Origin of the sequence: Streptomyces chisholmiae (genome assembly GCF_031845445.1) — a bacterium.
Classification (GTDB): domain Bacteria; phylum Actinomycetota; class Actinomycetes; order Streptomycetales; family Streptomycetaceae; genus Streptomyces; species Streptomyces chisholmiae.
Map to the genome: position 1 here is coordinate 125,133 of NZ_JAVREO010000013.1, position 24,491 is coordinate 149,623.

A 24,491-nucleotide genomic window follows, 5' to 3' on the forward strand; every position below is an offset into this window, starting at 1 on the left:
GCCCGGCGCCGCCCGCGGGCCAGATGCCGGACCCGGCCGGGCCGCTACCGGCCCGGGCGGGAGGGCCGTGGCCTCAGAGGCCGGCGGCCGCGCGCAGCGCGTCGACCCGGTCGGTGCGCTCCCAGGTGAAGTCCGACAGCTCCCGGCCGAAGTGGCCGTAGGCGGCGGTCTGGGCGTAGATCGGGCGCAGCAGGTCCAGGTCGCGGATGATGGCGGCCGGCCGTAGGTCGAAGACCTCGGCGATGGCCTGCTCGATCCGCTCGGCCGGCACGGCCGCGGTGCCGAAGGTCTCCACGAAGAGCCCGACCGGCTCGGCCTTGCCGATGGCGTAGGCCACCTGCACCTCGCAGCGGGTGGCCAGCCCGGCGGCGACCACGTTCTTGGCCACCCAGCGCATCGCGTAGGCCGCCGAACGGTCCACCTTCGACGGGTCCTTGCCGGAGAACGCGCCACCGCCGTGCCGCGCCATCCCGCCGTAGGTGTCGATGATGATCTTGCGGCCGGTCAGCCCGGCGTCGCCCATCGGGCCGCCGATCTCGAACCGGCCGGTCGGGTTGACCAGCAGCCGGTAGTTCTCGGTGTCCAGCTTGATGCCGTCGGTCAGCAGCGCCTTCAGCTCGGGCTCGACCACGAACTCCTGGATGTCGGGCGCCAGCAGGGAGTCCAGGTCGATGTCGGCCGCGTGCTGGCTGGAGACCACCACGGTGTCCAGGCGGGCCGCCTTGTCGCCGTCGTACTCGATGGTGACCTGGGTCTTGCCGTCCGGCCGCAGGTAGGGGATGGTGCCGTTCCTGCGGACCTCGGAGAGGCGGCTGGAGAGCCGGTGCGCCAGCCGGATCGGGAGCGGCATCAGCTCGGGCGTCTCGTCGCAGGCGTACCCGAACATCAGGCCCTGGTCGCCGGCGCCCTGCTGCTCCAGCTGGTCCTCGGTGCCGCCGACGCGCGCCTCGTAGGCGGTGTCCACCCCCTGGGCGATGTCCGGGGACTGGGCGCCGATGGAGACGGAGACGCCGCAGGAGGCGCCGTCGAAGCCCTTCTTGGAGGAGTCGTAGCCGATCTCCAGGATCTTGTTCCGCACCAGGGTCGCGATGTCCGCGTAGGCCTTGGTGGTGACCTCGCCTGCGACGTGCACCAGGCCGGTGGTGATCATGGTCTCGACGGCGACCCGGGACGCCGGGTCCTCCCTGAGCAGGGCGTCCAGGATGGTGTCGCTGATCTGGTCAGCGATCTTGTCCGGGTGGCCCTCGGTCACGGACTCTGAGGTGAACAGACGACGGGACACAACGCTCCCTGGGGTTGCAGCGGCTGCTGACTATGCTTCCGCGCCGGGTGCGACCGGGCGCGGCAAGCGACAGTGTATCCGGACACGGGCGTCAAGCGGAGTGGTCCGGATGGTGAGCGTTGCGTCCGCGTCGCCATCGCCGGGCGCACGCCGGGCCGGCGCCGGGGCGCACGGTCGGCGCCGCGAAGTGCCGCGCCGGGCCGGCGGGTTGCCGGCTGGCGGGGCATGGCCGCAGGTCAGGCGGGCGACCAGCGCTGCGACACGGCGTCCCAGAGCGCGTCGGCCAACGCCTCCTTGGGGCCGAACGGGACCGGCGTCTCGGTGCCGTCGGCCGCCAGGATCACCGCCTCGTTCTCGTCCGTGCCGAACGCCAGGCCGCCGCCGACCTGGTTGACGACCAGCAGGTCGCAGCCCTTGCGGGCGAGCTTGGCCCGGCCGCCGGCCAGCACGTTCTCGGTCTCGGCGGCGAAACCCACCACCAGCTGGCCCGGGCGGCGCTCGGCGGCCAGCTCGGCCAGCACGTCCGGGTTGCGGACCAGGGCGATCGGCTCGGGCTCCACCCCGTCGCGCTTCTTGATCTTCTGGGCCACCTGGCGCGCCGGCCGGAAGTCGGCGACCGCGGCGGCCATCACCACCACGTCCGCCTCGGCCGCGGCGCGCCGCATCGCGGTGCGCAACTCCTCCGCGCTGCCGACCGGTTCGACGGTGACGCCGGCCGGCGCGGGCAGCGCGGTGTTGGCCGCGACGAGGGTGACCTCGGCGCCCCTGGCCTGGGCGGTGCGGGCCAGCGCGTAGCCCTGCTTGCCCGAGGAGTGGTTGCCCAGGTAGCGGACCGGGTCCAGCGGCTCCCGGGTGCCGCCGGCGCTGATCACGACGCGCCGGCCGGCCAGGTCGGGCCCGGCGGTGCCGCGGGCCAGCACCCGGCGGGCCGCCTCGAAGATGGCGTCCGGGTCGGGCAGCCGGCCCTTGCCGGTGTCGGCGCCGGTGAGCCGGCCGACGGCCGGCTCGATCACCACGGCGCCACGGCGGCGCAGGGTGGCCACGTTCTCCCGGGTGGCCGGGTGCTCCCACATCTCGGTGTGCATGGCGGGGGCGAAGACCACGGGGGCGCGGGTGGTCAGCAGCACGTTGGTCAGCAGGTCGTCGGCCCGCCCGGTGGCGGCCCTGGCCAGCAGGTCGGCGGTGGCCGGGGCGATCACCACCAGGTCGGCGGCCCGGCCGAGCCGGACGTGCGGCACCTCGTCCACGTCGTCCCAGACCTCGGTGTGCACCGGCCGGCCGGAGAGCGCCGCCCAGGTGGGCGCGCCGACGAAGCGCAACGCGGACGCGGTGGGCACCACCCGCACGGCGTGCCCCGACTCGGTGAACCGGCGCAGCAGCTCCGCGGCCTTGTAGGCGGCGATGCCGCCCCCCACACCCAGCACGACCTCGGGCTGACCCACGGCTCGGTCCCCTTCCCGTTCGGCTTCCCCGTCCGTCCCCATCCTGCCGCACGCAGACCTCGGGCCCGGCAGCACCCTGGCTGCCGGGCCCGTCAACCGCCTCGCGTCGGGCGGACGCGTCAGTCGGTGGCGCCCTCGATGGCCTCGGAGGTCAGCAGGCCGGCGTTGATCTCGCGGAGCGAGATGGAGAGCGGCTTCTCGTGCACGTGGGTGTCCACGAGCGGGCCGACGTACTCCAGCAGGCCCTCACCGAGCTGCGAGTAGTAGGCGTTGATCTGCCGGGCGCGCTTCGCCGCGTAGATCACCAGGCTGTACTTGGAGTCCGTGGCCTCAAGCAGCTCGTCGATCGGCGGGTTGATGATGCCCTCGGGCGTGGTGATGGGAGAGGACACGCTCTGCCTTCCGGTGGGTTTCGGGGGACCGAAGGACCGGCGCTGGCTCGGCCCCCGGGGTCTAACGAAGCAAGGCTAGCAGTTCGGCGGAGACCTCCTCGACGGAGGTGTTGACCAGCGTCACGTCGAACTCCGACTCGGCCGCCAGCTCCGTTCTGGCGACGGCCAGCCGGCGCTCGATCACCTCGGGCGGCTCGGTGCCCCGGCCGGTGAGCCGGCGGACCAGCTCGTCCCAGCTGGGCGGGGCCAGGAAGACGAGCTGGGCCTCCGGCATGGACTCGCGGACCAGCCGGGCGCCCTGGAGATCGATCTCCAGGAGGACGGGCTCGCCGGCCGCCAGCCGCTCGGCGACCGCGTGGCGCGGGGTGCCGTAGCGGTTCCCGGCGAACTCCGCCCACTCCAGCAACTCGCCGTTGGCGACCAGCTTGTCGAACTCGTCGTCGCTGACGAAGAAGTACTGCACCCCGTGCCGCTCCCCCGGCCGTGGGTGCCGGGTGGTGGCGGAGACGGAGAGCCAGACCTCCGGGTGTGCCTTGCGCAAATGAGCGACGACCGTGCTCTTACCGACCCCCGAAGGGCCGGAGAGCACGGTCAGTCGCGAACGATCGGTCATGCCGGTGATTATCCCGCTTCCCGCCTGGACGGCGAAAACGGTGTCCAGCGGCACGGGCCGAACGTCAGGCGGTGCTGCCGAACTCGCGCTCCAGGGAGGCGATCTGGTTGGAGCCGAGACCACGGACCCGGCGGCTCTCGGAGATACCGAGCCGCTCCATGATCTGGCGGGCGCGGACCTTGCCCACGCCGGGCATCGACTCAAGGAGGGCGCTGACCTTCATCTTGCCGATGACGTCGTTCTCCTGGCCCTGCTTGATGACCTCGTGCAGGGAAGCGCCGGAGTGCTTGAGTCGATTCTTGACCTCGGCGCGCTCCCGGCGAGCCGCGGCGGCCTTCTCAAGCGCGGCTGCGCGCTGTTCAGGGGTAAGGGGCGGAAGAGCCACGCCTACGTCACCTCGGGTGTCGAACTGGTCGGATACGGAACGGTGAGGAACCTAGTGGCCCCCGCACCAGCGGAGCAACGAGCAACGCGCCCGGCTGCTCCGCTCTGGACGGAGACTAGCGGGGGTGACGGCAATAAGTCAGGGAGAATCGACAAAAAGTCCAGGTCAGCTCCGCAGCATCGGCGACATGTCGGACATATGGTCACGGATTCCAGCGGAGTTGCTTCCCTCAGGAACGTTTCCGCGCCTTTCTCGTTGACCCAACGGCGTCCCACCCGGCGCTCCCGGTACCCCGCGCGCGCCCGCACCCGGCCCGCCGGGCCGCCGCGGGCTGCCCGGTGGGCCGGCCGCGCGCCCCCGCGCGGCCGGCTCCGGGTCAGCCGCCGAGCACCCGGGACAGCTCGGTGGCCTCCCGGTCCGCCGCCGCGCGCAGCCCGGCGGCGCTGGGCCCGTGCCGCAGCACGCCCCGGCTGACGCTGGGCAGCACCTGTCCGAGCGCACCGCCGAAGACCCGCGGCAGGTCGCCCGCGGTCGCCCCCTGGGCCCCCAGTCCGGGGGCCAACAGCGGCCCGCCGATGTCGAGTCGGAGCGAGGGGTCGAGCACGGTCGCGCCGACCACGGCGCCGAACGAGCCCAGCGGCGCCGCGTCCGCGTTCTCCGCCGCCAGCCGGTCCAGCACGGCCTGGGCCAGCGGGGTGCCGTCCACGGTGCGGGCGGTCTGCACCTCGCCGCCCTCCGGGTTGGAGGTGCGGGCCAGCACGAACGCGCCGCCGCCGTCCGCCCTGGCCAGGTCGAGGGCCGGGCGGAGCGACTCGTAGCCCAGGTAGGGGCTGAGGGTGATCGCGTCGCAGCGCAGCGGGGCGTCGGGGCCGAAGTACCCGCCGGCGTAGGCCGCCACGGTGGAGCCGATGTCGCCGCGCTTGACGTCCAGCAGCACCAGCGCGCCGGCCGACCTGGCCTCGGCGACCGCCCGTTCCAGCACCGCGACGCCCCGGGAGCCGTGCCGCTCGAAGAACGCGGCCTGCGGCTTGAGCACCGCGACCCGGTCCGCGAGCGCCGTCACCACGGTGTCGGCGAACCGGGCCAGGCCCTCGGCGTTGTCCGGGAGCTCCCAGGCGGCCAGCAGCTCGGGGTGCGGGTCGATCCCGACGCAGAGCGGGCCGCGCCGGTCGATGGCGGCGCGCAGCCGCGCGCCGAAGGGCGTGGTCACGGCTGCGGCCTCCGGACGTCGGCGCCGACGGCGTCGGCGAGGGTGGTGTGCGGGCTGGCCGCCAGCAGGCGGGCCAGGCCGCGGTGCAGCGCGCGGGTCCAGCCGGGGCCCCCGTAGATGAAGCCGCTGTACCCCTGGACCAGCGTGGCGCCGGCCAGCACCCGCTCCCAGACGTCCTCGGCGCTCTCCACGCCGCCCACGCCGACCAGCAGGACGCGGTCGCCGACCCGGGCGTAGAGCCGGCGCAGCACCGCGAGGGAACGCTCCTTCAGCGGCGCGCCGGAGAGCCCGCCGGCGCCGGCGGCGGCCACCTGGGCCGGGGTGGACCGCAGCCCGTCTCGGCCGATGGTGGTGTTGGTGGCGATGATCCCGTCCAGTCCCAACTCCACGGCGAGGTCGGCGACCTCGTCGAGGTCCTCGTCGGCGAGGTCGGGCGCGATCTTGACCAGCAGCGGCACCCGGCGGCCCGGCGTCGTCCGGTCGGCGGCCTCCCGGACGGCGGTCAGCAGCGGGCGCAGCCGGCTGGCGGCCTGGAAGTCCCGCAGCCCGGGGGTGTTCGGCGACGAGACGTTGACGACCAGATAGTCGGCGTGGCCGGCCAGCCGCTCGGTGCTGGTCACGTAGTCGTCGATGGCACCCGATTCGGGGACCACCTTGGTCTTGCCGATGTTGACGCCGAGGGCCGGGCGGTCGCCACCGAGGGCGGCCAGCCGGGCGGCCACCGCGGCCGAGCCCTCGTTGTTGAAGCCCATCCGGTTGACCAGCGCGCGGTCCTCGGTGAGCCGGAACAGCCGGGGCCGTTCGTTGCCCGCCTGGGGCTGGCCGGTGACGGTGCCGATCTCCACGAAGTCGAAGCCCAGCAGGCCCAGGCCCCGGGGGCCGACGGCGTTCTTGTCGAAGCCGGCGGCCAGCCCGAAGGGCCCGGGCAGCCGCATGCCGAGCGCGTTGACCGCCAGCGTGGGGTGCGCCGGGGCGAACCGGGCGCGCACGGCGGCGCGCAGCCCCGGCACCCGGTCCGCCAGCCGGATCAGCCCGAAGGCCCAGTGGTGGGCCCGCTCGGGGTCGATCCGGCGCAGCACGGTGCGGTAGAGCAGCCCGTAGGGGGTGGTCGCGCTCATCGGGTCCGCGCCGCGATCAGCTTCTGGGCGTGGTCCTGGAGGGAGCGCACCCCCACGTCGTCCCGGCGCAGCGCGTCGATGCCCTGGACGGCGGCGGCCAGCGCCTGCACCGTGGTCAGGCAGGGCACGCCCCGGGCGACGGCGGCGGTGCGGATGTCGTACCCGTCGAGCCGACCGCCGGTGCCGAACGGGGTGTTGACGATCAGGTCGACCTGCCCCTGGTGGATCAGCTGGACCACGGTGGGCTCGCCCTGCGGGCCGACGCCCTCGCTCTGCTTGCGGACCACGGTGGCGTCGATGCCGTTGCGGCGCAGCACCTCGGCGGTGCCCGAGGTGGCGAGCAGCTCGAAGCCCAGCTCGGCCAGGGCGCGGGCCGGGAAGATCATCGCGCGCTTGTCCCGGTTGGCGACCGAGACGAAGGCCCGCCCGCCGGTGGGCAGCGCGCCGTAGGCGCCGGCCTGGGACTTGGCGTAGGCCGTGCCGAAGACCGAGTCGATGCCCATGACCTCGCCGGTCGAGCGCATCTCCGGGCCGAGCACGGTGTCCACGCCGCGGCCGTGCACGTCGCGGAACCTGGCCCAGGGCAGCACCGCCTCCTTGACGGAGATCGGCGCGTCCAGCGGCAGCGTCCCGCCGTCGCCGCTGGCCGGCAGCATCCCCTCGGCGCGCAGCTCGGCGACGGTGGCGCCGAGCGAGATCCGGGCCGCGGCCTTGGCCAGCGGGACCGCCGTGGCCTTGGAGGTGAACGGCACGGTACGGGAGGCGCGCGGGTTGGCCTCCAGCACGTAGAGGATGTCGCCGGCGAGCGCGAACTGGATGTTGATCAGGCCGCGCACCCCGACGCCGCGGGCGATCGCCTCGGTGGAGGCGCGCAGCCGCTTGACGTCGTGGCCGCCGAGCGCGATCGGCGGCAGCGTGCACGCCGAGTCGCCGGAGTGGATGCCGGCCTCCTCGATGTGCTCCATCACGCCGCCCAGGTACAGCTCCTGGCCGTCGTAGAGGGCGTCCACGTCGATTTCGATGGCATCGTCCAGGAAGCGGTCGATCAGCACCGGGTGTTCGGCGATCAGTCCGGCGTGCCGGCGGAGGTACTCCTCCAGGGCGGCCTCGTCGTAGACGATCTGCATGCCCCGGCCGCCCAGCACGTAGCTGGGCCTGGCCATCACGGGGTAGCCGACGTCGGCGGCGATGGCCCGGGCCTCCTCGAAGGAGAACGCGGTGCCGTACTTGGGGGCGGGCAGCCCGGCCTCGGCGAGCACCCGGCCGAAGTGGCCGCGCTCCTCCGCCAGGTTGATCGCCTCCGGCGAGGTCCCGACCACCGGCACGCCGTTGTCCTTGAGCGCCTGGGCCAGGCCCAGCGGGGTCTGGCCGCCGAGCTGCACCAGCACTCCGGCGACCGGGCCGGCGAGCGTCTCGGCGTGCACGATCTCCAGCACGTCCTCCAGGGTGAGCGGCTCGAAGTAGAGCCGGTCGGAGGTGTCGTAGTCGGTGGAGACCGTCTCCGGGTTGCAGTTGACCATCACGGTCTCGTAGCCGGCGTCGCTGAGCGCGAAGCAGGCGTGCACGCAGGAGTAGTCGAACTCGATGCCCTGGCCGATGCGGTTGGGGCCGGAGCCGAGGATGATCACGGCCGGCTTCTCGCGCGGGGCGACCTCGGTCTCCTCGTCGTAGGAGGAGTAGAGGTAGGGGGTGCGGGCGGCGAACTCGGCGGCGCAGGTGTCCACGGTCTTGTAGACCGGGCGCACGCCCAGCGCGTGCCGGACCTCGCGCACCACGGCCTCGTCCAGGCCGCGGATGCCGGCGATCTGCGGGTCGGAGAAGCCGTGCCGCTTGGCGTGCCGCAGCAGGTCGGCGCTCAGCTCGTCGGCGGCGCGCAGCTCCTCGGCGATCTCGTTGATCAGGAAGAGCTGGTCCACGAACCAGGGGTCGATGCGGGTGGCCTCGAAGACCTCGTCGGGGGTGGCCCCGGCCCGGATGGCGCGCATCACGGTGCCCAGCCGGCCGTCCGTCGGGACGCCGGAGAGCTTGAGCAGCGCGTCCTTCTCGGCCGCCGGGTCCGGCGCGCCGGCGAAGACGAACGGCGCGTCCTTCTTCTCCAGCGAGCGGAGCGCCTTGTTGAGCGCCTCGGTGAAGTTCCGGCCGATGGCCATGGCCTCGCCGACCGACTTCATGGTGGTGGTCAGCGTCGCGTCGGCCGCCGGGAACTTCTCGAAGGCGAACCTGGGGACCTTGACCACCACGTAGTCGAGGGTGGGCTCGAAGGAGGCCGGGGTCTCCTGGGTGATGTCGTTGGGGATCTCGTCCAGCGTGTAGCCGACGGCGAGCCGGGCGGCGATCTTGGCGATCGGGAAGCCGGTGGCCTTGGACGCCAGCGCGGACGACCGGGAGACCCGCGGGTTCATCTCGATCACCACGATCCGCCCGTCCTCCGGGTTGACCGCGAACTGGATGTTGCAGCCGCCGGTGTCCACGCCGACCTCGCGGATCACCTCGATGCCGATGTTCCGCAGCACCTGGTACTCGCGGTCGGTGAGGGTCATCGCGGGGGCGACCGTGATGGAGTCGCCGGTGTGCACGCCCATCGGGTCGAGGTTCTCGATGGAGCAGACGACCACGACGTTGTCGTTGCGGTCCCGCATCAGCTCCAGCTCGTACTCCTTCCAGCCGAGGATGGACTCCTCCAGGAGCACCTCGGTGGTCGGCGAGAGGGTCAGGCCCTGGCCGGCGATCCGGCGCAGCTCGTCCTCGTCGTGGGCGAAGCCGGAGCCGGCGCCGCCCATGGTGAAGGAGGGCCGGACGACGACCGGGTAGCCGCCCAGCTCGGGCACGCCGGCCAGCACCTCGTCCATGGTGTGGCAGATGACCGAACGGGCCGACTCGCCGTGCCCAATGCGGGCCTTGACGGCGGCCACCACGTCCTTGAAGAGGTCGCGGTCCTCGCCCTTGTGGATGGCCTCGACGTTGGCGCCGATCAGCTCGACGCCGTACTTCTCCAGGGTGCCGGCGCGGTGCAGGGCGACCGCGGTGTTGAGCGCGGTCTGGCCGCCGAGGGTGGCCAGCAGGGCGTCCGGGCGCTCCTTGGCGATGATCTTCTCGACGTACTCCGGGGTGATCGGCTCGACGTAGGTGGCGTCGGCGATCTCCGGGTCGGTCATGATGGTCGCCGGGTTGGAGTTGACCAGGATGACCCGCAGGCCCTCGGCCCGCAGCACCCGGCAGGCCTGGGTGCCCGAGTAGTCGAACTCGGCGGCCTGGCCGATGACGATCGGGCCGGAGCCGATGACCAGGACGGACTGGATGTCGGTGCGCTTAGGCACGCTGGCCCTCCATCAGGGAGACAAAGCGGTCGAACAGGTAGGCGGCGTCGTGCGGCCCGGCCGCCGCCTCCGGGTGGTACTGCACGCTGAACGCTGGGCGCTCCAGCAACCGCAACCCCTCGACCACGTTGTCGTTGAGGCAGACATGGGAGACCTCGGCGGGCCCGAACGGCGTCTCGGTCGCCTCCCCGAGCGGGGCGGCGACGGCGAAGCCGTGGTTGTGCGCGGTGACCTCGACCCGGCCGGTGGACAGGTCCTTGACCGGCTGGTTGATGCCGCGGTGCCCGTACTTGAGCTTGTAGGTGTCGAAGCCCAGCGCCCGGCCGAAGATCTGGTTGCCCAGGCAGATCCCGAAGAGCGGGGTGCCGCGCTCCAGCACGCCCCGCATCAGGCCGACCGGGTGGTCGGCGGTGCCCGGGTCCCCCGGGCCGTTGGAGAAGAACACGCCGTCCGGCTCGGTGGCGTAGACGTCCGCCAGCTCGGCGGTGGCCGGCAGCACGTGCACCTCGATGCCGCGCTCGGCCATCCGCCGCGGGGTCATGCCCTTGATGCCCAGGTCGACGGCGGCGACCGTGAACCGCTTGGTGCCCTCGGCCGGCACCACGTAGGGCTGCTCGGTGGCCACCTCGTCGAAGAGGTGCGCGCCGACCATCTCCGGGGCCGAGCGGACCCGGGCCAGCCGGGCCTCGGGGGCGTCGGCGAGGGCGTCGCCGGAGAAGACGCCGCACCGCATGGCGCCCCGCTCGCGCAGGTGCCGGGTGAGCGCCCGGGTGTCCACGCCCTGGATGCCGACCACGCCCTGGGCGGCCAGCTCCTCGTCGAGGCCGCGCCGGGAGCGCCAGTTGGACGGGGTGCGGGCCGGGTCGCGGACCACGTAGCCGGCGACCCAGATCCGGCGGGACTCCGGGTCCTCGTCGTTGACGCCGGTGTTGCCGACGTGCGGCGCGGTCATCACCACGATCTGCCGGTGGTACGACGGGTCGGTGAGGGTCTCCTGGTAGCCGGTCATGCCGGTGGAGAAGACGGCCTCGCCGTGGGTCTCACCGACCGCGCCGTAGGCGTGGCCGGTGAAGACGCGACCGTCCTCCAGGACGAGTTCGGCGGGTACCCGTCCGCCGGGCCGGGTGGTGGCGTTCATCGTGCGCCCTCCGGTTCGGGTTGCTGCGAGGGCCGGACGGCGTCGGCCGGCTGTGCGGGCTGGTGGTGGCCGAGGGCGGCCACCCAGGCGGTGTGGTCGGCGGCGCGGTCGGAGCGGAAGCCGGAGTCCAGGACCCGGTCGCCCAGTCGCCAGGTGATCACCAGCAGGCCGCCCTCGGTGAGGACCTTGCCGGCGATCCCCTTGTCCAGCCGGGCGCCCACCAGGTGCTCGGCCGGGATCAGGAAGTCCCCGGCGCCGGGCCTGACCACCCGCACGCCGGCTTCGGTGAGGCTGACCTCGGCGCGGCTGCGGACCCCGAGGCCGTGCGCCACGACCCGGTCCAGCCAGCGGCCCTCGTCGGTCGAGCCGTGGTAGCGGCCGGCGAAGGCCAGCCGGGCCGGCCCACCGTCGTCGGCGGGCAGCGGCTCGGGGGCCGGCAGGTCGCCCTGGAGCGTGGCCTGCCACTTCCAGCCCTGCCGCATCAGCCAGTAGACGAGGACGACCAGCAGCAGCAGGCCGACCGTCCAGCCGATCCGCTCGGCCCAGTCGGTGACCTCCTGGGAGCGGCGCTCCACGTCCTCGGCGAGCGTGGTCAGCAGGGGGGGTGTCATACCAGGGCTCCGTTCCGCAGCGTGGCCCGGCCGCGCAGCCAGGTGTCGGTGACCCGGCCGGGCAGTTCGAGGCCACGGTAGGGGGTGTTGCGGCTGCGGGAGACGAATCCGGCCGGGTCGACGGGGGCGCGGTGCGCCGGGTCCACCAGGGTGAGGTTGGCCGGCTCGCCCGGGGCGACCGGCCGGCCGTGCCCGGCCAGCCGGCCGATGGCCGCCGGGCGGGCGGACATCCGGTCGGCGACCTGCGACCAGTCCAGCAGGCCGGTGTCCACCATGGTGTGCTGCACGACCGACAGCGCGGTCTCCAGGCCGACCATCCCCATGGCGGCCGCGCCCCACTCGCAGTCCTTGTCCTCACGCGGGTGCGGGGCGTGATCGGTGGCCACACAGTCGATGGTGCCGTCCGCCAGCGCCTCACGCAGCGCGAGCACGTCCTGCTCGGTGCGGAGCGGCGGGTTGACCTTGTAGACCGGGTCGTAGGAGCGCACCAGCTCGTCGGTGAGCAGCAGGTGGTGCGGGGTGACCTCGGCGGTGACCCGCCAGCCCTTGGACTTGGCCCAGCGGACCAGCTCGACCGAGCCCGCGGTGCTCAGGTGGCAGATGTGCACCCGGGAGCCGACGTGCGCGGCCAGCAGCACGTCCCGGGCGATGATCGACTCCTCGGCGACCGCCGGCCAGCCGGCCAGCCCCAGCTCGGCGGAGACCACGCCCTCGTTCATCTGGGCGCCCTCGGTCAGCCTGGGCTCCTGGGCGTGCTGGGCGATCACCCCGTCGAAGGCCTTCACGTACTCCAGGGCGCGGCGCATGATCACCGCGTCGTCCACGCACTTGCCGTCGTCGGAGAAGACCACCACGCCGGCCGCCGACTCGTGCATCGCGCCCAGCTCGGCGAGCTGCCGGCCGCCGAGCCCGACGGTGACGGCGCCGACCGGCTGCACGTCGCAGTAGCCGGAGGCCAGGCCGAGCCGCCAGACCTGCTCGACCACGCCGGCGGTGTCGGCCACCGGGAAGGTGTTGGCCATGGCGTGCACGGCGGTGAAGCCGCCGGCCGCCGCGGCCCTGGTGCCGGTGAGGACCGTCTCGGAGTCCTCCCGGCCCGGCTCCCGCAGGTGGGTGTGGAGGTCCACCAGGCCGGGCAGCAGCACCCGGCCGTCCGCCTCCACAACGGTGGCGCCGGCGGCGGTCAGGCCGGGGCCGACCTCGGCGATCCGCTCGCCGTCGACCAGCACGTCGGTGGGGGTACCGCCGAGCAGCCGGGCGCCTCGGATCAGGGTCGGCTTGGTCTCGCTCATGCTCGGGTTCCTCGGGTCTCGTCGGCGCCTGGGCCGGGGGTGGTCGGTTCGGTCTCGGCCGGGGCGGGCTGGCCGGCGCCGCCCAGCAGCAGGTAGAGCACGGCCATCCGCACGCTGACCCCGGCCGAGACCTGCTCGACCGCGGTGCAGCGGGGGGAGTCGGCGACGTCGGCGGTGATCTCCATGCCGCGGTTCATCGGGCCCGGGTGCATCACCACCGCGTGCTCCGGCATCCGCGCCATCCGGTCCCCGTCGAGGCCGTAGCGGCGGGCGTACTCACGCTCGGTGGGGAAGTAGGCGGCGTTCATCCGCTCCCGCTGCACCCGGAGCATCATCACCGCGTCGGAGCCGGCGAGCACCCGGTCCAGGTCGTAGGAGACCGCGCAGGGCCAGCTCTCGACGCCGACCGGCAGCAGGGTGGGCGGGGCCACCACGGTGACCTCGGCACCCAGCGTGGTCAGCAGCCGCACGTTGGAGCGGGCCACCCGGCTGTGCAGGATGTCGCCGACGATGGTGACCCGGCGGCCGGCCAGGTCGGCGCCGAGCCGGCCGTCGGCCAGCCGGCGGCGCAGCGCGAACGCGTCCAGCAGCGCCTGCGTCGGGTGCTCGTGGGTGCCGTCGCCGGCGTTGACCACGTGCCCGCCGATCCAGCCGGAGGTGGCCAGCCGGTGCGGGGCGCCCGAGTCGTGGTGGCGGATGACCACGGCGTCGGCGCCCATCGCCTCCAGGGTGAGCGCGGTGTCCTTGAGGGACTCGCCCTTGGAGACCGACGAGCCCTTGGCGGAGAAGTTGATCACGTCGGCGGAGAGCCGCTTGGCCGCCGCCTCGAAGGAGATCCGGGTCCTGGTGGAGTCCTCGAAGAAGAGGTTGACCACGGTGCGACCGCGCAGCGTGGGGAGTTTCTTGATCGGCCGGCCGGCGACGCGGGACAGTTCCTCGGCGGTGTCGAGGATCAGCACGGCGTCGTCACGGGTGAGGTCGGCGGCCGAGATGAGGTGGTGCTTCATCCTGAGCCTTCCTGGGGCCCTCCCGAGGCGGGGAGGGGTACCGGTGTGCTGGGGGCGCGCCGAGGCGGCGCGCGTGCGCGCTTACGCGCCCTGGTCGGGCGCGCGCGTGCCGAGCAGCACGCCGTCGCGGCCGTCCTCCTCGGTGAGCCGGACCTTGACGGTCTCCCGCAGCGAGGTGGGGATGTTCTTGCCGACGTAGTCGGCGCGGATCGGCAGCTCCCGGTGCCCCCGGTCGACCAGCACCGCCAGCTGCACCGCGCGCGGGCGGCCGATGTCGCCCAGCGCGTCCAGCGCGGCCCTGATGGTGCGGCCGGAGAAGAGCACGTCGTCCACCAGGACGACCAGCCGGCCGTCGACGCCGGCCTCCGGGATCTCCGTGCGACCCAGCGCGCGCGCCGGGCGCAGCCGCAGGTCGTCGCGGTACATGGTGATGTCGAGAGAGCCGTGCGGCACCGGGTGGCCGGTCACCTCACGGAGCCGCTCGGCCAGCCGGCGGGCCAGGAAGACCCCCCTGGTCGGGATGCCGAGGAGCACCACGTCGTCGGCGCCCTTGGCGCGCTCGACGATCTCGTGGGCGATGCGGGTCAGCGCCCGCGCGATGTCCGGCGCCTCCAGTACGGAGCGGGCCGGGCCTGGGTCGTCGCTCATGCGATTCAGGACTCCTTCCCCGCCTCACGGGACGGGCCTTAAAGGATGTCGGGTGGAACGAGTCCGACCCTATCAGGGCGTTTCGCACGCTCCGCATCGCCCCTGGTCAGAAAGAACTCCCTGGCCTCGGCTTGACGAGAGATATCACGCTGCGTAACCTCACAGTGAGTTACGAAAAGCCGTCCGGGGAGACACATGTCCAGCGAATACGCCAAACAGCTCGGAGCCAAGCTCCGGGCCATCCGCACCCAGCAGGGTCTGTCGCTCCACGGGGTCGAGGAGAAGTCCCAGGGCCGTTGGAAGGCCGTGGTGGTCGGCTCCTACGAGCGTGGGGACCGTGCCGTCACCGTGCAGCGCCTCGCGGAGCTGGCGGAGTTCTACGGGGTGCCGGTGCAGGAGCTGCTGCCCGGCTCGACGCCGGGAGGCGCCGCCGAGCCGCCGCCGAAGCTCGTTCTGGACCTGGAGCGCCTGGCCAACGTGCCGAGCGACAAGGCCGGCCCGCTCCAGCGGTACACCGCGACCATCCAGAGCCAGCGCGGCGACTACAACGGCAAGGTGCTCTCGATCCGCCAGGACGACCTGCGCACCCTCGCCGTGATCTACGACCAGTCGCCCTCGGTCCTCACCGAGCAGCTGATCAGCTGGGGCGTGCTGGGCGCGGACGCGCGGCGCGCGGTGCAGGTCGACGAGGGCTGAGCACGCGCCGCGGGGCGGAGCCGGTCCCCGTCAGGAGATCCGGCCCCGCCCCGCGGCACCCCAGCGCCTCAGCGGCGCAGGGTGGGCTTGAGGTCCTTCAGCCGTCCGAGCAGCCCGTTGACGAAGCCGGGGGACTCCTCCGTGGAGAACTCCCGCGCCAGCTGGACGGCCTCGTCCAGCACCACGGCGTCCGGCGTCTCGTCCTCCCAGATCAGCTCGAAGGCGCACAGCCGCAGGATGTTCCGGTCCACGACCGGCATCCGGTCCAGCGGCCAGCCCACGGTGTACTGGGCGAGCAGCTCGTCGATCCGCTCGGCCCGCTCCGCGTAGCCCTCCACCAACCGCCGGCTGAACTCGCTGACCGGAGGCTGCCGCTCGTCGGTGGTCGCCAGCCGCGCCCAGTCGGCGAGCACGTCGGTCGGCGAGGCCGCGCGCTGGTCGGCCTCGAAGAGGATCTGAAGGGCTCGTTTGCGCGCTTTGCTGCGGGCAGCCACGGTTAGCTGTTCACCCGGCCAAGGTATTCGCCGGAGCGGGTGTCGACCTTGATCTTCTCACCGGTGGTGATGAAGAGCGGGACGCCGATCTCGTAGCCGGTCTCCAGCCGGGCCGGCTTGGTGCCGCCGGTGGAGCGGTCGCCCTGCACGCCGGGCTCGGTGTACTCGATGACCAGCTCGACGGCGGCCGGCAGCTCCACGAAGAGGGGGTTCTCCTCGTAGATGGCGACCGTGCAGTCCTGGCCCTCCAGCAGGTAGTTGGCCGCCTCGCCCACCGTCTCCGGGGTGATCGGCAGCTGCTCGTAGGTGGAGGTGTCCATGAAGACGAAGTCGGCGCCGTCCTTGTAGGAGAACTGCATCCCCCGTCGGTCCACCGTGGCCGTCTCGACCTTGGTGCCGGCGTTGAACGTCTTGTCCACCACCTTGCCGGAGAGCACATGCTTGAGCTTGGTGCGGACAAAGGCGCCGCCCTTGCCGGGCTTGACGTGCTGGAACTCGACTACGGACCACAGCTGGCCCCCGTCGAGCTTGAGCACCAGGCCGTTCTTGAGGTCGTTCGTGGTGGCCACGGTCGTGGATTCTCCTGAGGCTGCCGCAAGTGGACGGACCGAACAACTCCCGGCCCGTCCCCGCCGGGGCTCTACAGAGCCAGGAGTTCCTTGGTCGTGATGGTGAGTAGCTCGGGCCCGCCGTCCGCCGACGGACGGACGACGAGTGTGTCGTCGATCCGGACCCCGCCCCGGCCTGGGAGATGGACCCCCGGCTCGACGGTGACCGGCACACAAGCGCCCAGTCTACCCATGGCCGTGGGGCCCAACCGAGGGTCCTCCCCCATTTCCAGCCCCACCCCGCACCCGGTGACCGGACCGAGCGCCTTGCCGTGCCCGGCCGCGGTCAGCACCTCACGGGCCGCCCGGTCCACCGCCTGGCACTCCACCCCGGGCGCCAGCGCCTCCCTGGCCGCCCGCTGCGCCGCGAAGACCACGTCGTACAGCTCGATCTGCCAGTCCGCCGGGCTGGTGCCGATGACGAAGGTGCGGCCGATCCGGCAGCGGTAGCCGCGGAACCGCGCGCCCAACCGGACGGTCAGGAAGTCGCCCTCCTCCACCCGCCGGTCGGTGGGCCGGTGCCCGGCCAGCCCCGAGTGGCTGCCGGTGGCCACCGAGGTCGGGAACGCCGGCCCGTCCGCCCCGTGGTCCACCAGCCGCCGCTCCAGCTCCAACGCCAGATGCCGCTCGGTCCGCCCCACCAGGATGGACTCCAGCAGCTCCCCCAACGCCCGGTCGGTGATCTCCCCCGCCGCCCGCAGCGCCGCGATCTCGTCCTCGTCCTTGACCACCCGGCGGCCCTCGACCGCCCGCCCCAGGTCGGTCAGCTCGACCCCGGGCACCGCCGCGAGCAGCGCCCGGTGCCGGGCCACCGTCAGGTCGTGCTCCTCGACGGCGACCTCGCCGGCGCCCTCCTCGACGGCCAGCGCCACCGCGGCCTCCACCGGGTCGGCCTCCCCGTCCAGCGCCACGATCCGGGGCCCGCCCAGCTCGCCGAGCGGCCCGCCGGGGCTCTCCGCCGGGTCCCAGTGGCCCAGCAGCACGTCACCCCCGGCGGCGCGCACCAGCAGCGCTGCCCCGGGCGGCGCCGAGCCGACCAGATAACGGACATTGGCCGGCCTGGCGACCACGGCGGCGCCGTTCCCTGCGGAACAGCGGGCGCGCAACCAGGAACGTCGAGCCGCGTGAACCTCGGACATGCGTCGAGCCTACGCAGCGGCGGCTGGCACGGCCGCCTGAACACGGCCTAACGAGCGGCGGTCACCACGGGGGCGGGCTCTGGAGGCTGCGGGTGACCGCCTCGTCCAGCATCCGGGCGGTGGTGGCGACGTCGTGCCGGGAGTTGTCGATGATCGGCAGCCCCGAGCCGTACCAGCCGGCCATCCGGCCGTGGATGGTGGCCACCTCCTCGTCGGAGAGCCGCCGGGTGCCGCTGCGCTCCGCGTTCCGCTCCAGCACCACGTCCAGGCCCGGCAGCAGCACCACCGGGATCAGGCCGGGGCCGACGTGCCGCTTCCAGCCGCCGAGGCCGACGGCCGGCCGGTCAGGGAAGACCGCGTCGTCCAGGATGCAGGAGATGCCGTTCGCCAGGAAGTTGCGGGCCGCGAAGCCACAGGTCCTGCGGGCCAGCCGGTACTGCGCCTCGGACCGGTCGTCCCAGCCGGTGCGCGGGTCGGCGAAGCCGGACCGCACCCACTCCCGCACGTCGTCCAGGCTGATGTGCGCGGTGGGCACCTGCCGACGGTCGGCCCAGAAGCGGGCGACCGTCGTCTTGCCGGCGCCCGCCGGGCCGATCAGCAGCACCGCGACGCCGGCGTGGTGGACGTCCGGCAGCACCGTGGCCGGGGCCGGCGCCGGCACCGAGTGCCCGGGCGGCAGCCGGAGGTAGCCGGCCGTTCCGCCGTCGAGCGGCACAGCGGGTGGCGTGGGCACTCCACCGGGTTGTTGCATCCGCTCCCCACTCCGTCTTCTCCCCTGCACGACCCGCAGGCTCGTGCACCCGTTCCGGTGTGACACACGGTACCGTTCGCCCGCCGGGCTCCGGGAGCCGGCGGGGTCCCGCTCCTCAGTCGGCCGGCTCCTCGGCCAGCGCGCGCAGCGCCAGCAGATAGGAGCCGATGCCGAAGCCGGCGACCGTGCCGGTGGCGACCTCGGCGACCACCGAGGTGTGCCGGAACTCCTCCCGCCGGTGCGGGTTGGAGATGTGCACCTCGATCAGCGGGGCGGTGCGCTGCGCCGCGGCGTCCCGCATCCCGTAGGAGTAGTGGGTGAACGCGCCCGGGTTGAGCACCACCGGCAGCCGCTCGTCGGCCGCCTCGTGCAGCCAACGGATCAGCTCGCCCTCGTCGTTGGTCTCCCGCACCTCGACCGCCAGGCCCAGCTCGGCGCCCAGCTCGGCGCACCGCGCGACCAAGCCGGCGTAGGAGGTGCTGCCGTAGACGTCGGGCTCACGGGAGCCGAGCCGGCCCAGGTTGGGGCCGTTGAGCACCAGCACCCGGCGGGTCGGCCCGGCCGCCGACCCCGACTCGTCGGCCGTCACTCGGCGACCTCCGCGTGCGCGGCCAGCAGCGCGGCCGGGTCCGGGGCCTCCAGCACCGTCGGCCGGGCCAGCCCGTCCAGCACGATGAACCGCAGCCGGTCGCCGCGGGTCTTCTTGTCCACCCGCATGTTCTCCAGCAGCTTGGGCCACTGGTCCCCCCGGTAGGTCACCGGCAGGCCGACCGACCGCAGCACCGCCCGGTGCCGGTCGGCCGTCGCGTCGTCCAACCGGCCGGCGATCCGGCCCAGTTCGGCCGCGAAGACCATGCCGACCGAGACCGCGGCGCCGTGCCGCCAGCGGTAGCGCTCGTTCCGCTCGATGGCGTGCGCCAGGGTGTGGCCGTAGTTGAGGATCTCCCGCCGGCCCGACTCCCGCAGGTCGTCCGAGACGACCTCGGCCTTCACCCGCACCGAGCGCTCCAGCAGCTCCGCGGTGTGCGGCCCCGCCGGGGTGCGCGCCGCCTCCGGGTCGGACTCGACCAGCTCCAGGATGCGCGGGTCGGCGATGAAGCCGGCCTTGATGACCTCGGCCAGCCCGGAGACGTAGTCGTGGACCGGCAGCGACTCCAGCGCCGCCAGGTCGCAGAGCACCCCGGCCGGCGGGTGGAAGGCGCCCACCAGGTTCTTGCCCTCGGCCGTGTTGATGCCGGTCTTGCCGCCGACCGCCGCGTCCACCATGCCGAGCACCGTGGTGGGCACGGCGATCCAGCGCACCCCGCGCAGCCAGGTGGCCGCGACGAAGCCCGCCAGGTCGGTGGTGGCGCCGCCGCCGACCCCGACGATCACGTCACTCCGTGTGAAGCCCGTCTGGCCCAGCGCCTGCCAGCAGTAGGCGGCCACCTCGATCTGCTTGGCGTCCTCCGCGTTGGGCACCTCGACGGTGATCGCCTGGTACCCCTGGGCGGCCAGGTCCTCGCGGACCGCCTGGCCGGTCTCGGCCAGCGCCTCCGGGTGCAGCACCGCCACCCGCTGGGCGGCGGAACCAATCAACCCCGGCAGCTCGCCCAGCAGTTGACGGCCGATCAGCACGTCGTAGGGCGCGGCGCCGGCGCTGCCGCCGACGGAGACCCGCAGCGGGGGGGTGGGCTCGTGGGTGGGGGTACCGCTCATGCCGGGTGGTGCTCCAATGCGTCGAGAACGGCCGTGGCCACCTCGTCCGGGGTGCGTTCGGCTGTCTGCACCACGGCTCGGGCGACCTCGGTGTACCAGGGGCGGCGCTCGTCCATCAGGGCGCGCCAACGCTGCCTGGGGTTGATGGTCAACAGCGGACGGGGCACGTCCAGGCCCACCCGGCGCACCGCCTCGGCCAGCGCCACGTCGAGAAAGACCACCGGCAGGCCGGTCAGCAGCGCGCGGGTCGCCGGCGTCAGCACCGCGCCGCCGCCCAGCGCCAGCACCCCGTCGTGCTCGGCGACCGCCCGGCGCACCGCCTCGGCCTCCAGCACCCGGAAGTGCGGCTCGCCGTCCTCCAGGAAGATCTCCGGGATGGGCTTGCCGGCGACGGCCGCCACGTCGGCGTCCGTGTCCCGCAGGCCCAGGCCGAGCCGCTCGGCGAGCAGCGCCCCGACGGTCGTCTTGCCGGAGCCGGGCGGGCCGACCAGCACCACGGCCGGGCCGGTCACCGGATCTCCAGGGCGTCCAGGTACCCGGTGACGTTCCGCCGGGTCTCGACGACGTTGTCGCCGCCGAACTTCTCCGCCACCGCGTCCGCGAGGACCAGCGCCACCATCGCCTCGGCGACGATCCCGGCGGCCGGCACCGCGCACACGTCGGAACGCTGGTGGTGCGCCGCCGCCGCCTCGCCGGTCGCCACGTCCACCGTGGCCAGCGCCCGCGGCACCGTCGCGATCGGCTTCATCGCGGCCCGCACCCGCAGCGGCTCGCCGGTGGACAGGCCACCCTCGGTGCCCCCGGACCGGCCGGAGGAGCGCCGGATGCCCTCGGGGGTGGCGAGGATCTCGTCGTGCGCCTGCGAGCCCGGCACCCGGGCCAGCTCGAAGCCGTCGCCCAGCTCCACGCCCTTGATCGCCTGGATGCCCATCAGGGCGGCGGCCAGCCGGGCGTCGAGCCGGCGGTCCCAGTGCACGTGCGATCCCAGGCCGACCGGCACGCCGTAGGCGACCACCTCGACCACGCCGCCCAGCGTGTCGCCGTCCTTGTGCGCCTGGTCGACCACCTCGACCATCGCGCGGCTGGCCTCCGGGTCCAGGCAGCGGACCGGGTCCGCGTCCAGCGCGGCCACGTCGGCCGGGAGCGGCAGCTTGCCGGCCGGCGCCTTGGCGCCGCCCAGCTCCACCACGTGCGAGACCAGCTCGATGCCGGCGGTCTCCTTCAGGTAGGAGCGGGCCACCGCGCCCAGCGCCACCCGGGCCGCGGTCTCCCGCGCGGAGGCGCGCTCCAGGATCGGGCGGGCGTCGGCCACGCCGTACTTCTGCATCCCGGCCAGGTCCGCGTGGCCGGGACGGGGACGGGTCAGCGGCGCGTTGCGGGCCAGCTCGGCCAGCTCGGCCGGGTCCACCGGGTCGGCGGCCATCACCTTCTCCCACTTCGGCCACTCGGTGTTGCCGACCATGACGGCGACCGGGGACCCCAGGGTCAGGCCGTGCCGCACCCCACCGAGGAAGGTCACCTCGTCCCGCTCGAACTTCATCCGGGCGCCCCGGCCGTAGCCGAGCCGGCGCCGGGCCAGCGCGTCGGCGACCAGGTCGGTGGTGACCGGCACCCCCGCGGGCAGCCCTTCCAACGTCGCGACCAGTGCGGGGCCGTGTGACTCCCCCGCCGTCAGCCAGCGCAGCCTGCTCAACGGTGCTCCTCGGATGTTCGACCCAGCGGTGTCTCCCCCGATCTTGCCACGTTCGGCCCAAGGACCGGGCGGCCGTCTGCCTCGCGAGACGCGCCGCCGCGCGGCGCGTCTCGCGGCGGCGCGGCGCCGCCGTGCCAGCGGTCCCGCGGCTAGTGGTCGGCGGGTCGGTCCCTGAGGGCCGCCTCGCCGGCGGCGCGCATGGCCGGGAGGGGGGCCGGAACCAGGCCCGTCATCAGTTCGACCTGGCAGACGGCCTGGTGCACCAGCAGGTCGAGGCCGCCGACCAGGCGTCCGCCGGCAGCCGACCAGGCGGCGGCCAGGGCGGTGGGCCACGGCTCGTAGAGCACGTCGAAGAGCACCCCGGGGTCCGCCGGCACCGCGGCCGCCAGCGCGTCGGTGGCGCCCGCCGGGGTGGTGGCCACCACCAGGGGGGCGCGCAGCGCCTCGGCGGCCGCCGCCCAGGGCGCGGTCACCACGCGTACACCCAGCCGCTCACCCCAGGAGCGCATCTCCGCGGCGCGCGCCTCGCTGCGCACACAGACGGTGACCTCCTCGGCGCCCAGCCGGCCCAGCGCGGCCAGCGCGGACGAGGCGGTGGCGCCGGCGCCGAGCACCGTCGCCCGCCGCACCTCCGTCACCCCGCGCTCGGCGAGCGCGGCGACCAGGCCGGGGATGTCGGTGTTCTCACCCAGCGCGCGGCCGTCGTCGGTGAAGACCACCGTGTTGACCGCGGAGACCGAGGCGGCGGTGTCGCTGATCTCGTCCAACAGCGGGAGCACCGCCCGCTTCAGCGGCATGGTGAGCGAGAGGCCCGCCCACTCCGGACCCAACGAGCCCAGGAACGGGGCCAGTTCGGCCTCGCCGATCTCGAACCGGCGGTAGCTCCAGTCGGTCAGGCCGAGTGCCTGGTAGGCGGCCAGGTGCAGCGCCGGGGAGAGCGAGTGGGCGATCGGGGAGCCGAGCACGGCGGCCCGCCGCCCGCCGGTGATGGGCGCGGTCATTCGCCGCTCTCCTCACGGTTCCTGGCCTGGACCTCGTTGAAGTCCTGGACGTTGCGCTCGTGTTCCTCGTCGTCGGCGGTGAACCGGGTGTCGCCCTGCTCGACGGTGACGAAGAACAGCCAGTCGCCCTCGGTGGGGTTGAGCGCGGCCTCCAGCGCCTGGTGCCCGGGGTTGTTGATCGGGCCGGGCGGCAGACCGTACTCCTGGTAGGTGTTGTACGGGGAGTCCAGCTCGGTGTCACCGAAGCTGACGTCCAACGTGGAGCGGCCCATGGCGTAGTTGATGGTGGAGTCGAACTGGAGCCGCATGTCGATCGCCAGCCGGTTGTGGACCACCCGGGAGACCTTGCCGAACTCCTCGTCGGCCTGCGCCTCCGCCTCGATCAGCGAGGCGATGATGATCATCTCCCGCGGGCTGTGGCCGAGTTGGCTGGCGGCCGTCTCCAGGCTGATGCCCTCGAACTCGGCCTCGGCCCGGTCCACCATCTCGGCCAGCAGGTCCTCGGGGGCGGTCTCGCCGCCCACGTCGTAGCGGGCCGGGAAGAGGAAGCCCTCCGGATCGCCCTCGGCCCAGTCCGGCAGGCCCAGGTCGGCGGTCTCGGCGACCTCCTCGGTGGTGCCCTCCGCCAGTTCGAGCCGCTCGTCGATCATCGCGTAGATCTCGGTGGCCCGTCTGCCCTCCGGGATGGTCAGCACGTTGAGTGCCTCCGGGTCGGTGAGCGCGGCAAGGGCCGCCTCGGCCGACATCTGGAGGCGCAGCGTGTAGACGCCGGGCTGGATCGGGGTGTCGCCAGCGGCGTCCACGAAGGCGTCGTGGCTCCTGACCACGTCGGCCGCCTTCAGGATGTTGCCCATCTGGGAGGTCGTGGCGCCGGCCGGGATCTCGACCTGGACCTCGCCCTGGCCCTCGCCCGCGTAGTCCGGCGCCGGGCCGAACCGGTCCTGGTAGAACTGGTAGCCGTACCAGCCGACGCCGCCGATCCCGCCGACCACCACGGCGACCAGCAACAGGCAGCCGCAGCCCCGGCGTTTGCCGGAGCGGTCGCGCCGGCCGCCGCCGTCGTCGTCCCCGTCGGCCTCGTCCTCGTCGTCCGCGCGGCGCCGGAAGAAGTCGGACTCGCCCTGGTCGGGGCCCGGGTCCCAGCCGGTGTCCGGGTCCGGCCCCTCGGGCGGCTCACCGGATCTGGCGCGCGGCACCTCGACGGCCGGCATCGCCTGGGTGGCGCCCTGCGGCTGGTCGGGGGCGGGGCGCCGCTGGCCGGGCGGGGAGTGGTCCTGCTGGGCGGTGCCATGGTCGTAGGCGCTGGCCGGCTGGGCGCCGGTGTCGTAGCCGGGCGACGCGTAGCCGCCGGTGTCGTAGCCGCCCTGCTGGTAGGAGCCGGTGTCGTAGCCGCCGGTCTGGTAGCCACCGGTCTGGTACGAGCCGGTGTCGTAGCCACCGGCGTCGTAGCCGCCGGTCTGGTAGGCGCCCGAGCCGTGCCCGCCGCCGCCGTAACCGTTCTCCCCGCCGTAGCCGCCCTCGGGGTAGCCGGCGCCGCCGGTGGGCTGGCCGCCGTAGGACTGCCCGGCGTAGCCGGCGCCCTCGGGGTAGCCGCCCTGCTGGTAGCCCTGCCCCTGGGAGTGGTCCGGGTGCTGCCCCTGGTGCTGCTGGGCGCCGTCCCAACCGCCCTGCCCGCCCTGGTAACCGGACCCCTGGTAACCGCCCCCCTGGTGGTGGGGGTCCTGGTAGTTCGGGTCCTGGTAGGCCTGGCCCTGGTAGCCGCCGGGGTAACCGCCCTGCTGGCCCCCCGGCTGCTGACCGCCGTACGCGTCGAAGTCACCGGAACCGCCGGGCGGCTGGTGCTGTCCGTGGGGGTCGTATCCCTCGGGCCAGCTGCGCTCGCCGTGGCGCGGGTCTTCCGGGTACCACGGTTCGGAGCCGGAGCCCCGGCCGTAATCAGTCATCGATCCCCTTGTG

The 24,491-nt window shown here is 73.7% G+C and carries 24 protein-coding genes; 1 reads left to right on the plus strand and 23 read right to left on the minus strand.

What is annotated here, in order from left to right; all coding sequences use genetic code 11:
- Positions 1 to 73 precede the first annotated feature (73 nt).
- The 13 genes from metK to pyrR form a co-directional block, all read right to left on the minus strand.
- Positions 74 to 1,282 (minus strand): methionine adenosyltransferase, encoded by a 1,209-nt coding sequence (gene metK / locus RM844_RS21555; protein WP_311668963.1) that lies wholly within the window; start codon positions 1,280 to 1,282, stop codon positions 74 to 76.
- A 236-nt stretch (positions 1,283 to 1,518) separates the two neighbouring features.
- Positions 1,519 to 2,766, minus strand: a complete 1,248-nt coding sequence (gene coaBC, locus RM844_RS21560) for a bifunctional phosphopantothenoylcysteine decarboxylase/phosphopantothenate--cysteine ligase CoaBC (protein WP_394814566.1) — start codon at positions 2,764 to 2,766, stop codon at positions 1,519 to 1,521.
- A 77-nt stretch (positions 2,767 to 2,843) separates the two neighbouring features.
- Positions 2,844 to 3,116 carry a DNA-directed RNA polymerase subunit omega gene (gene rpoZ, locus RM844_RS21565; protein WP_062215606.1) on the minus strand — a complete coding sequence of 91 codons (273 nt, stop codon included), beginning with the start codon at positions 3,114 to 3,116 and terminating at the stop codon, positions 2,844 to 2,846.
- Between the two features lie 61 nt (positions 3,117 to 3,177).
- Entirely contained in the window at positions 3,178 to 3,729 is a 552-nt protein-coding gene (gene gmk / locus RM844_RS21570) for a guanylate kinase (protein WP_311668965.1), read from the minus strand.
- Positions 3,730 to 3,793: 64 nt separating this feature from the next.
- Positions 3,794 to 4,114 (minus strand): integration host factor, encoded by a 321-nt coding sequence (locus RM844_RS21575; protein WP_311668966.1) that lies wholly within the window; start codon positions 4,112 to 4,114, stop codon positions 3,794 to 3,796.
- Positions 4,115 to 4,490: 376 nt separating this feature from the next.
- The gene (gene pyrF, locus RM844_RS21580; protein WP_311668967.1) at positions 4,491 to 5,324 is read right to left on the minus strand and encodes an orotidine-5'-phosphate decarboxylase; all 834 of its coding nucleotides are present in this window, start codon (positions 5,322 to 5,324) and stop codon (positions 4,491 to 4,493) included.
- A complete protein-coding gene (locus tag RM844_RS21585; RefSeq protein WP_311668968.1) occupies positions 5,321 to 6,442 on the minus strand; it encodes a quinone-dependent dihydroorotate dehydrogenase in 1,122 nt (373 codons plus the stop codon). Before RM844_RS21585 ends, pyrF begins: the two co-directional genes overlap by 4 nt.
- Positions 6,439 to 9,759 (minus strand): carbamoyl-phosphate synthase large subunit, encoded by a 3,321-nt coding sequence (gene carB, locus RM844_RS21590; RefSeq protein ID WP_311668969.1) that lies wholly within the window; start codon positions 9,757 to 9,759, stop codon positions 6,439 to 6,441. The genes RM844_RS21585 and carB overlap by 4 nt, the downstream gene beginning before the upstream one ends.
- Positions 9,752 to 10,897: a glutamine-hydrolyzing carbamoyl-phosphate synthase small subunit gene (gene carA / locus RM844_RS21595; protein WP_311668970.1), complete on the minus strand. Its 1,146-nt coding sequence runs from the start codon at positions 10,895 to 10,897 to the stop codon at positions 9,752 to 9,754. Before carA ends, carB begins: the two co-directional genes overlap by 8 nt.
- A complete protein-coding gene (locus RM844_RS21600; RefSeq protein WP_311668971.1) occupies positions 10,894 to 11,508 on the minus strand; it encodes a PH-like domain-containing protein in 615 nt (204 codons plus the stop codon). The genes carA and RM844_RS21600 overlap by 4 nt, the downstream gene beginning before the upstream one ends.
- A complete protein-coding gene (locus tag RM844_RS21605; RefSeq protein WP_311668972.1) occupies positions 11,505 to 12,800 on the minus strand; it encodes a dihydroorotase in 1,296 nt (431 codons plus the stop codon). The genes RM844_RS21600 and RM844_RS21605 overlap by 4 nt, the downstream gene beginning before the upstream one ends.
- The gene (locus RM844_RS21610) at positions 12,797 to 13,807 is read right to left on the minus strand and encodes an aspartate carbamoyltransferase catalytic subunit (RefSeq protein ID WP_311668973.1); all 1,011 of its coding nucleotides are present in this window, start codon (positions 13,805 to 13,807) and stop codon (positions 12,797 to 12,799) included. The genes RM844_RS21605 and RM844_RS21610 overlap by 4 nt, the downstream gene beginning before the upstream one ends.
- Positions 13,808 to 13,888: 81 nt before the next feature.
- A complete protein-coding gene (pyrR, locus tag RM844_RS21615) occupies positions 13,889 to 14,455 on the minus strand; it encodes a bifunctional pyr operon transcriptional regulator/uracil phosphoribosyltransferase PyrR (protein WP_311668974.1) in 567 nt (188 codons plus the stop codon).
- 195 nt (positions 14,456 to 14,650) lie between these two features.
- Between pyrR and bldD the strand changes: the two genes are divergently transcribed.
- Positions 14,651 to 15,151, plus strand: coding sequence for a transcriptional regulator BldD (gene bldD, locus RM844_RS21620; protein ID WP_311668975.1), 501 nt, complete (start codon positions 14,651 to 14,653; stop codon positions 15,149 to 15,151).
- A 68-nt stretch (positions 15,152 to 15,219) separates the two neighbouring features.
- On the opposite strand, the gene nusB is transcribed toward bldD, so the two are convergent.
- From nusB to mltG, 10 genes are all read right to left on the minus strand, one after another.
- Positions 15,220 to 15,645: a transcription antitermination factor NusB gene (gene nusB, locus RM844_RS21625; RefSeq protein ID WP_311668976.1), complete on the minus strand. Its 426-nt coding sequence runs from the start codon at positions 15,643 to 15,645 to the stop codon at positions 15,220 to 15,222.
- Between the two features lie 2 nt (positions 15,646 to 15,647).
- Entirely contained in the window at positions 15,648 to 16,214 is a 567-nt protein-coding gene (gene efp, locus RM844_RS21630; RefSeq protein ID WP_311668977.1) for an elongation factor P, read from the minus strand.
- A gap of 71 nt (positions 16,215 to 16,285) precedes the next feature.
- Positions 16,286 to 17,392, minus strand: coding sequence for a M24 family metallopeptidase (locus RM844_RS21635; RefSeq protein WP_311668978.1), 1,107 nt, complete (start codon positions 17,390 to 17,392; stop codon positions 16,286 to 16,288).
- 61 nt (positions 17,393 to 17,453) lie between these two features.
- Positions 17,454 to 18,173, minus strand: a complete 720-nt coding sequence (locus RM844_RS21640; protein ID WP_394814567.1) for an AAA family ATPase — start codon at positions 18,171 to 18,173, stop codon at positions 17,454 to 17,456.
- A gap of 85 nt (positions 18,174 to 18,258) precedes the next feature.
- Positions 18,259 to 18,732, minus strand: a complete 474-nt coding sequence (aroQ, locus tag RM844_RS21645) for a type II 3-dehydroquinate dehydratase (protein ID WP_311668980.1) — start codon at positions 18,730 to 18,732, stop codon at positions 18,259 to 18,261.
- Complete coding sequence (gene aroB, locus RM844_RS21650; RefSeq protein WP_311668981.1) at positions 18,729 to 19,841, minus strand: 3-dehydroquinate synthase; 1,113 nt, start codon at positions 19,839 to 19,841, stop codon at positions 18,729 to 18,731. Before aroB ends, aroQ begins: the two co-directional genes overlap by 4 nt.
- Positions 19,838 to 20,353 carry a shikimate kinase gene (locus RM844_RS21655; protein WP_311668982.1) on the minus strand — a complete coding sequence of 172 codons (516 nt, stop codon included), beginning with the start codon at positions 20,351 to 20,353 and terminating at the stop codon, positions 19,838 to 19,840. Before RM844_RS21655 ends, aroB begins: the two co-directional genes overlap by 4 nt.
- On the minus strand, positions 20,350 to 21,534 hold the full coding sequence (gene aroC / locus RM844_RS21660; RefSeq protein ID WP_311668983.1) for a chorismate synthase: 1,185 nt from the start codon (positions 21,532 to 21,534) through the stop codon (positions 20,350 to 20,352). Before aroC ends, RM844_RS21655 begins: the two co-directional genes overlap by 4 nt.
- Before the next feature lie 149 nt (positions 21,535 to 21,683).
- The gene (locus RM844_RS21665; protein WP_311668984.1) at positions 21,684 to 22,535 is read right to left on the minus strand and encodes a shikimate dehydrogenase; all 852 of its coding nucleotides are present in this window, start codon (positions 22,533 to 22,535) and stop codon (positions 21,684 to 21,686) included.
- Positions 22,532 to 24,478: an endolytic transglycosylase MltG gene (mltG, locus tag RM844_RS21670; protein ID WP_311668985.1), complete on the minus strand. Its 1,947-nt coding sequence runs from the start codon at positions 24,476 to 24,478 to the stop codon at positions 22,532 to 22,534. The genes RM844_RS21665 and mltG overlap by 4 nt, the downstream gene beginning before the upstream one ends.
- Between the last annotated feature and the right edge of the window lie 13 nt (positions 24,479 to 24,491).

Bases quoted from the DNA above. Each gene is read 5' to 3' on its own strand.
- gmk (WP_311668965.1), bottom strand. From the start codon at position 3,729: ATGACCGATCGTTCGCGACTGACCGTGCTCTCCGGCCCTTCGGGGGTC.
- RM844_RS21665 (WP_311668984.1), bottom strand. From the start codon at position 22,535: ATGACCGCGCCCATCACCGGCGGGCGGCGGGCCGCCGTGCTCGGCTCC.
- RM844_RS21610 (WP_311668973.1), bottom strand. From the start codon at position 13,807: ATGAAGCACCACCTCATCTCGGCCGCCGACCTCACCCGTGACGACGCC.
- RM844_RS21585 (WP_311668968.1), bottom strand. From the start codon at position 6,442: ATGAGCGCGACCACCCCCTACGGGCTGCTCTACCGCACCGTGCTGCGC.
- pyrR (WP_311668974.1), bottom strand. From the start codon at position 14,455: ATGAGCGACGACCCAGGCCCGGCCCGCTCCGTACTGGAGGCGCCGGAC.
- RM844_RS21635 (WP_311668978.1), bottom strand. From the start codon at position 17,392: ATGTCCGAGGTTCACGCGGCTCGACGTTCCTGGTTGCGCGCCCGCTGT.
- RM844_RS21600 (WP_311668971.1), bottom strand. From the start codon at position 11,508: ATGACACCCCCCCTGCTGACCACGCTCGCCGAGGACGTGGAGCGCCGC.
- carA (WP_311668970.1), bottom strand. From the start codon at position 10,897: ATGAACGCCACCACCCGGCCCGGCGGACGGGTACCCGCCGAACTCGTC.
- mltG (WP_311668985.1), bottom strand. From the start codon at position 24,478: ATGACTGATTACGGCCGGGGCTCCGGCTCCGAACCGTGGTACCCGGAA.
- bldD (WP_311668975.1), top strand. From the start codon at position 14,651: ATGTCCAGCGAATACGCCAAACAGCTCGGAGCCAAGCTCCGGGCCATC.
- aroB (WP_311668981.1), bottom strand. From the start codon at position 19,841: ATGAGCGGTACCCCCACCCACGAGCCCACCCCCCCGCTGCGGGTCTCC.
- coaBC (WP_394814566.1), bottom strand. From the start codon at position 2,766: ATGGGGACGGACGGGGAAGCCGAACGGGAAGGGGACCGAGCCGTGGGT.
- RM844_RS21605 (WP_311668972.1), bottom strand. From the start codon at position 12,800: ATGAGCGAGACCAAGCCGACCCTGATCCGAGGCGCCCGGCTGCTCGGC.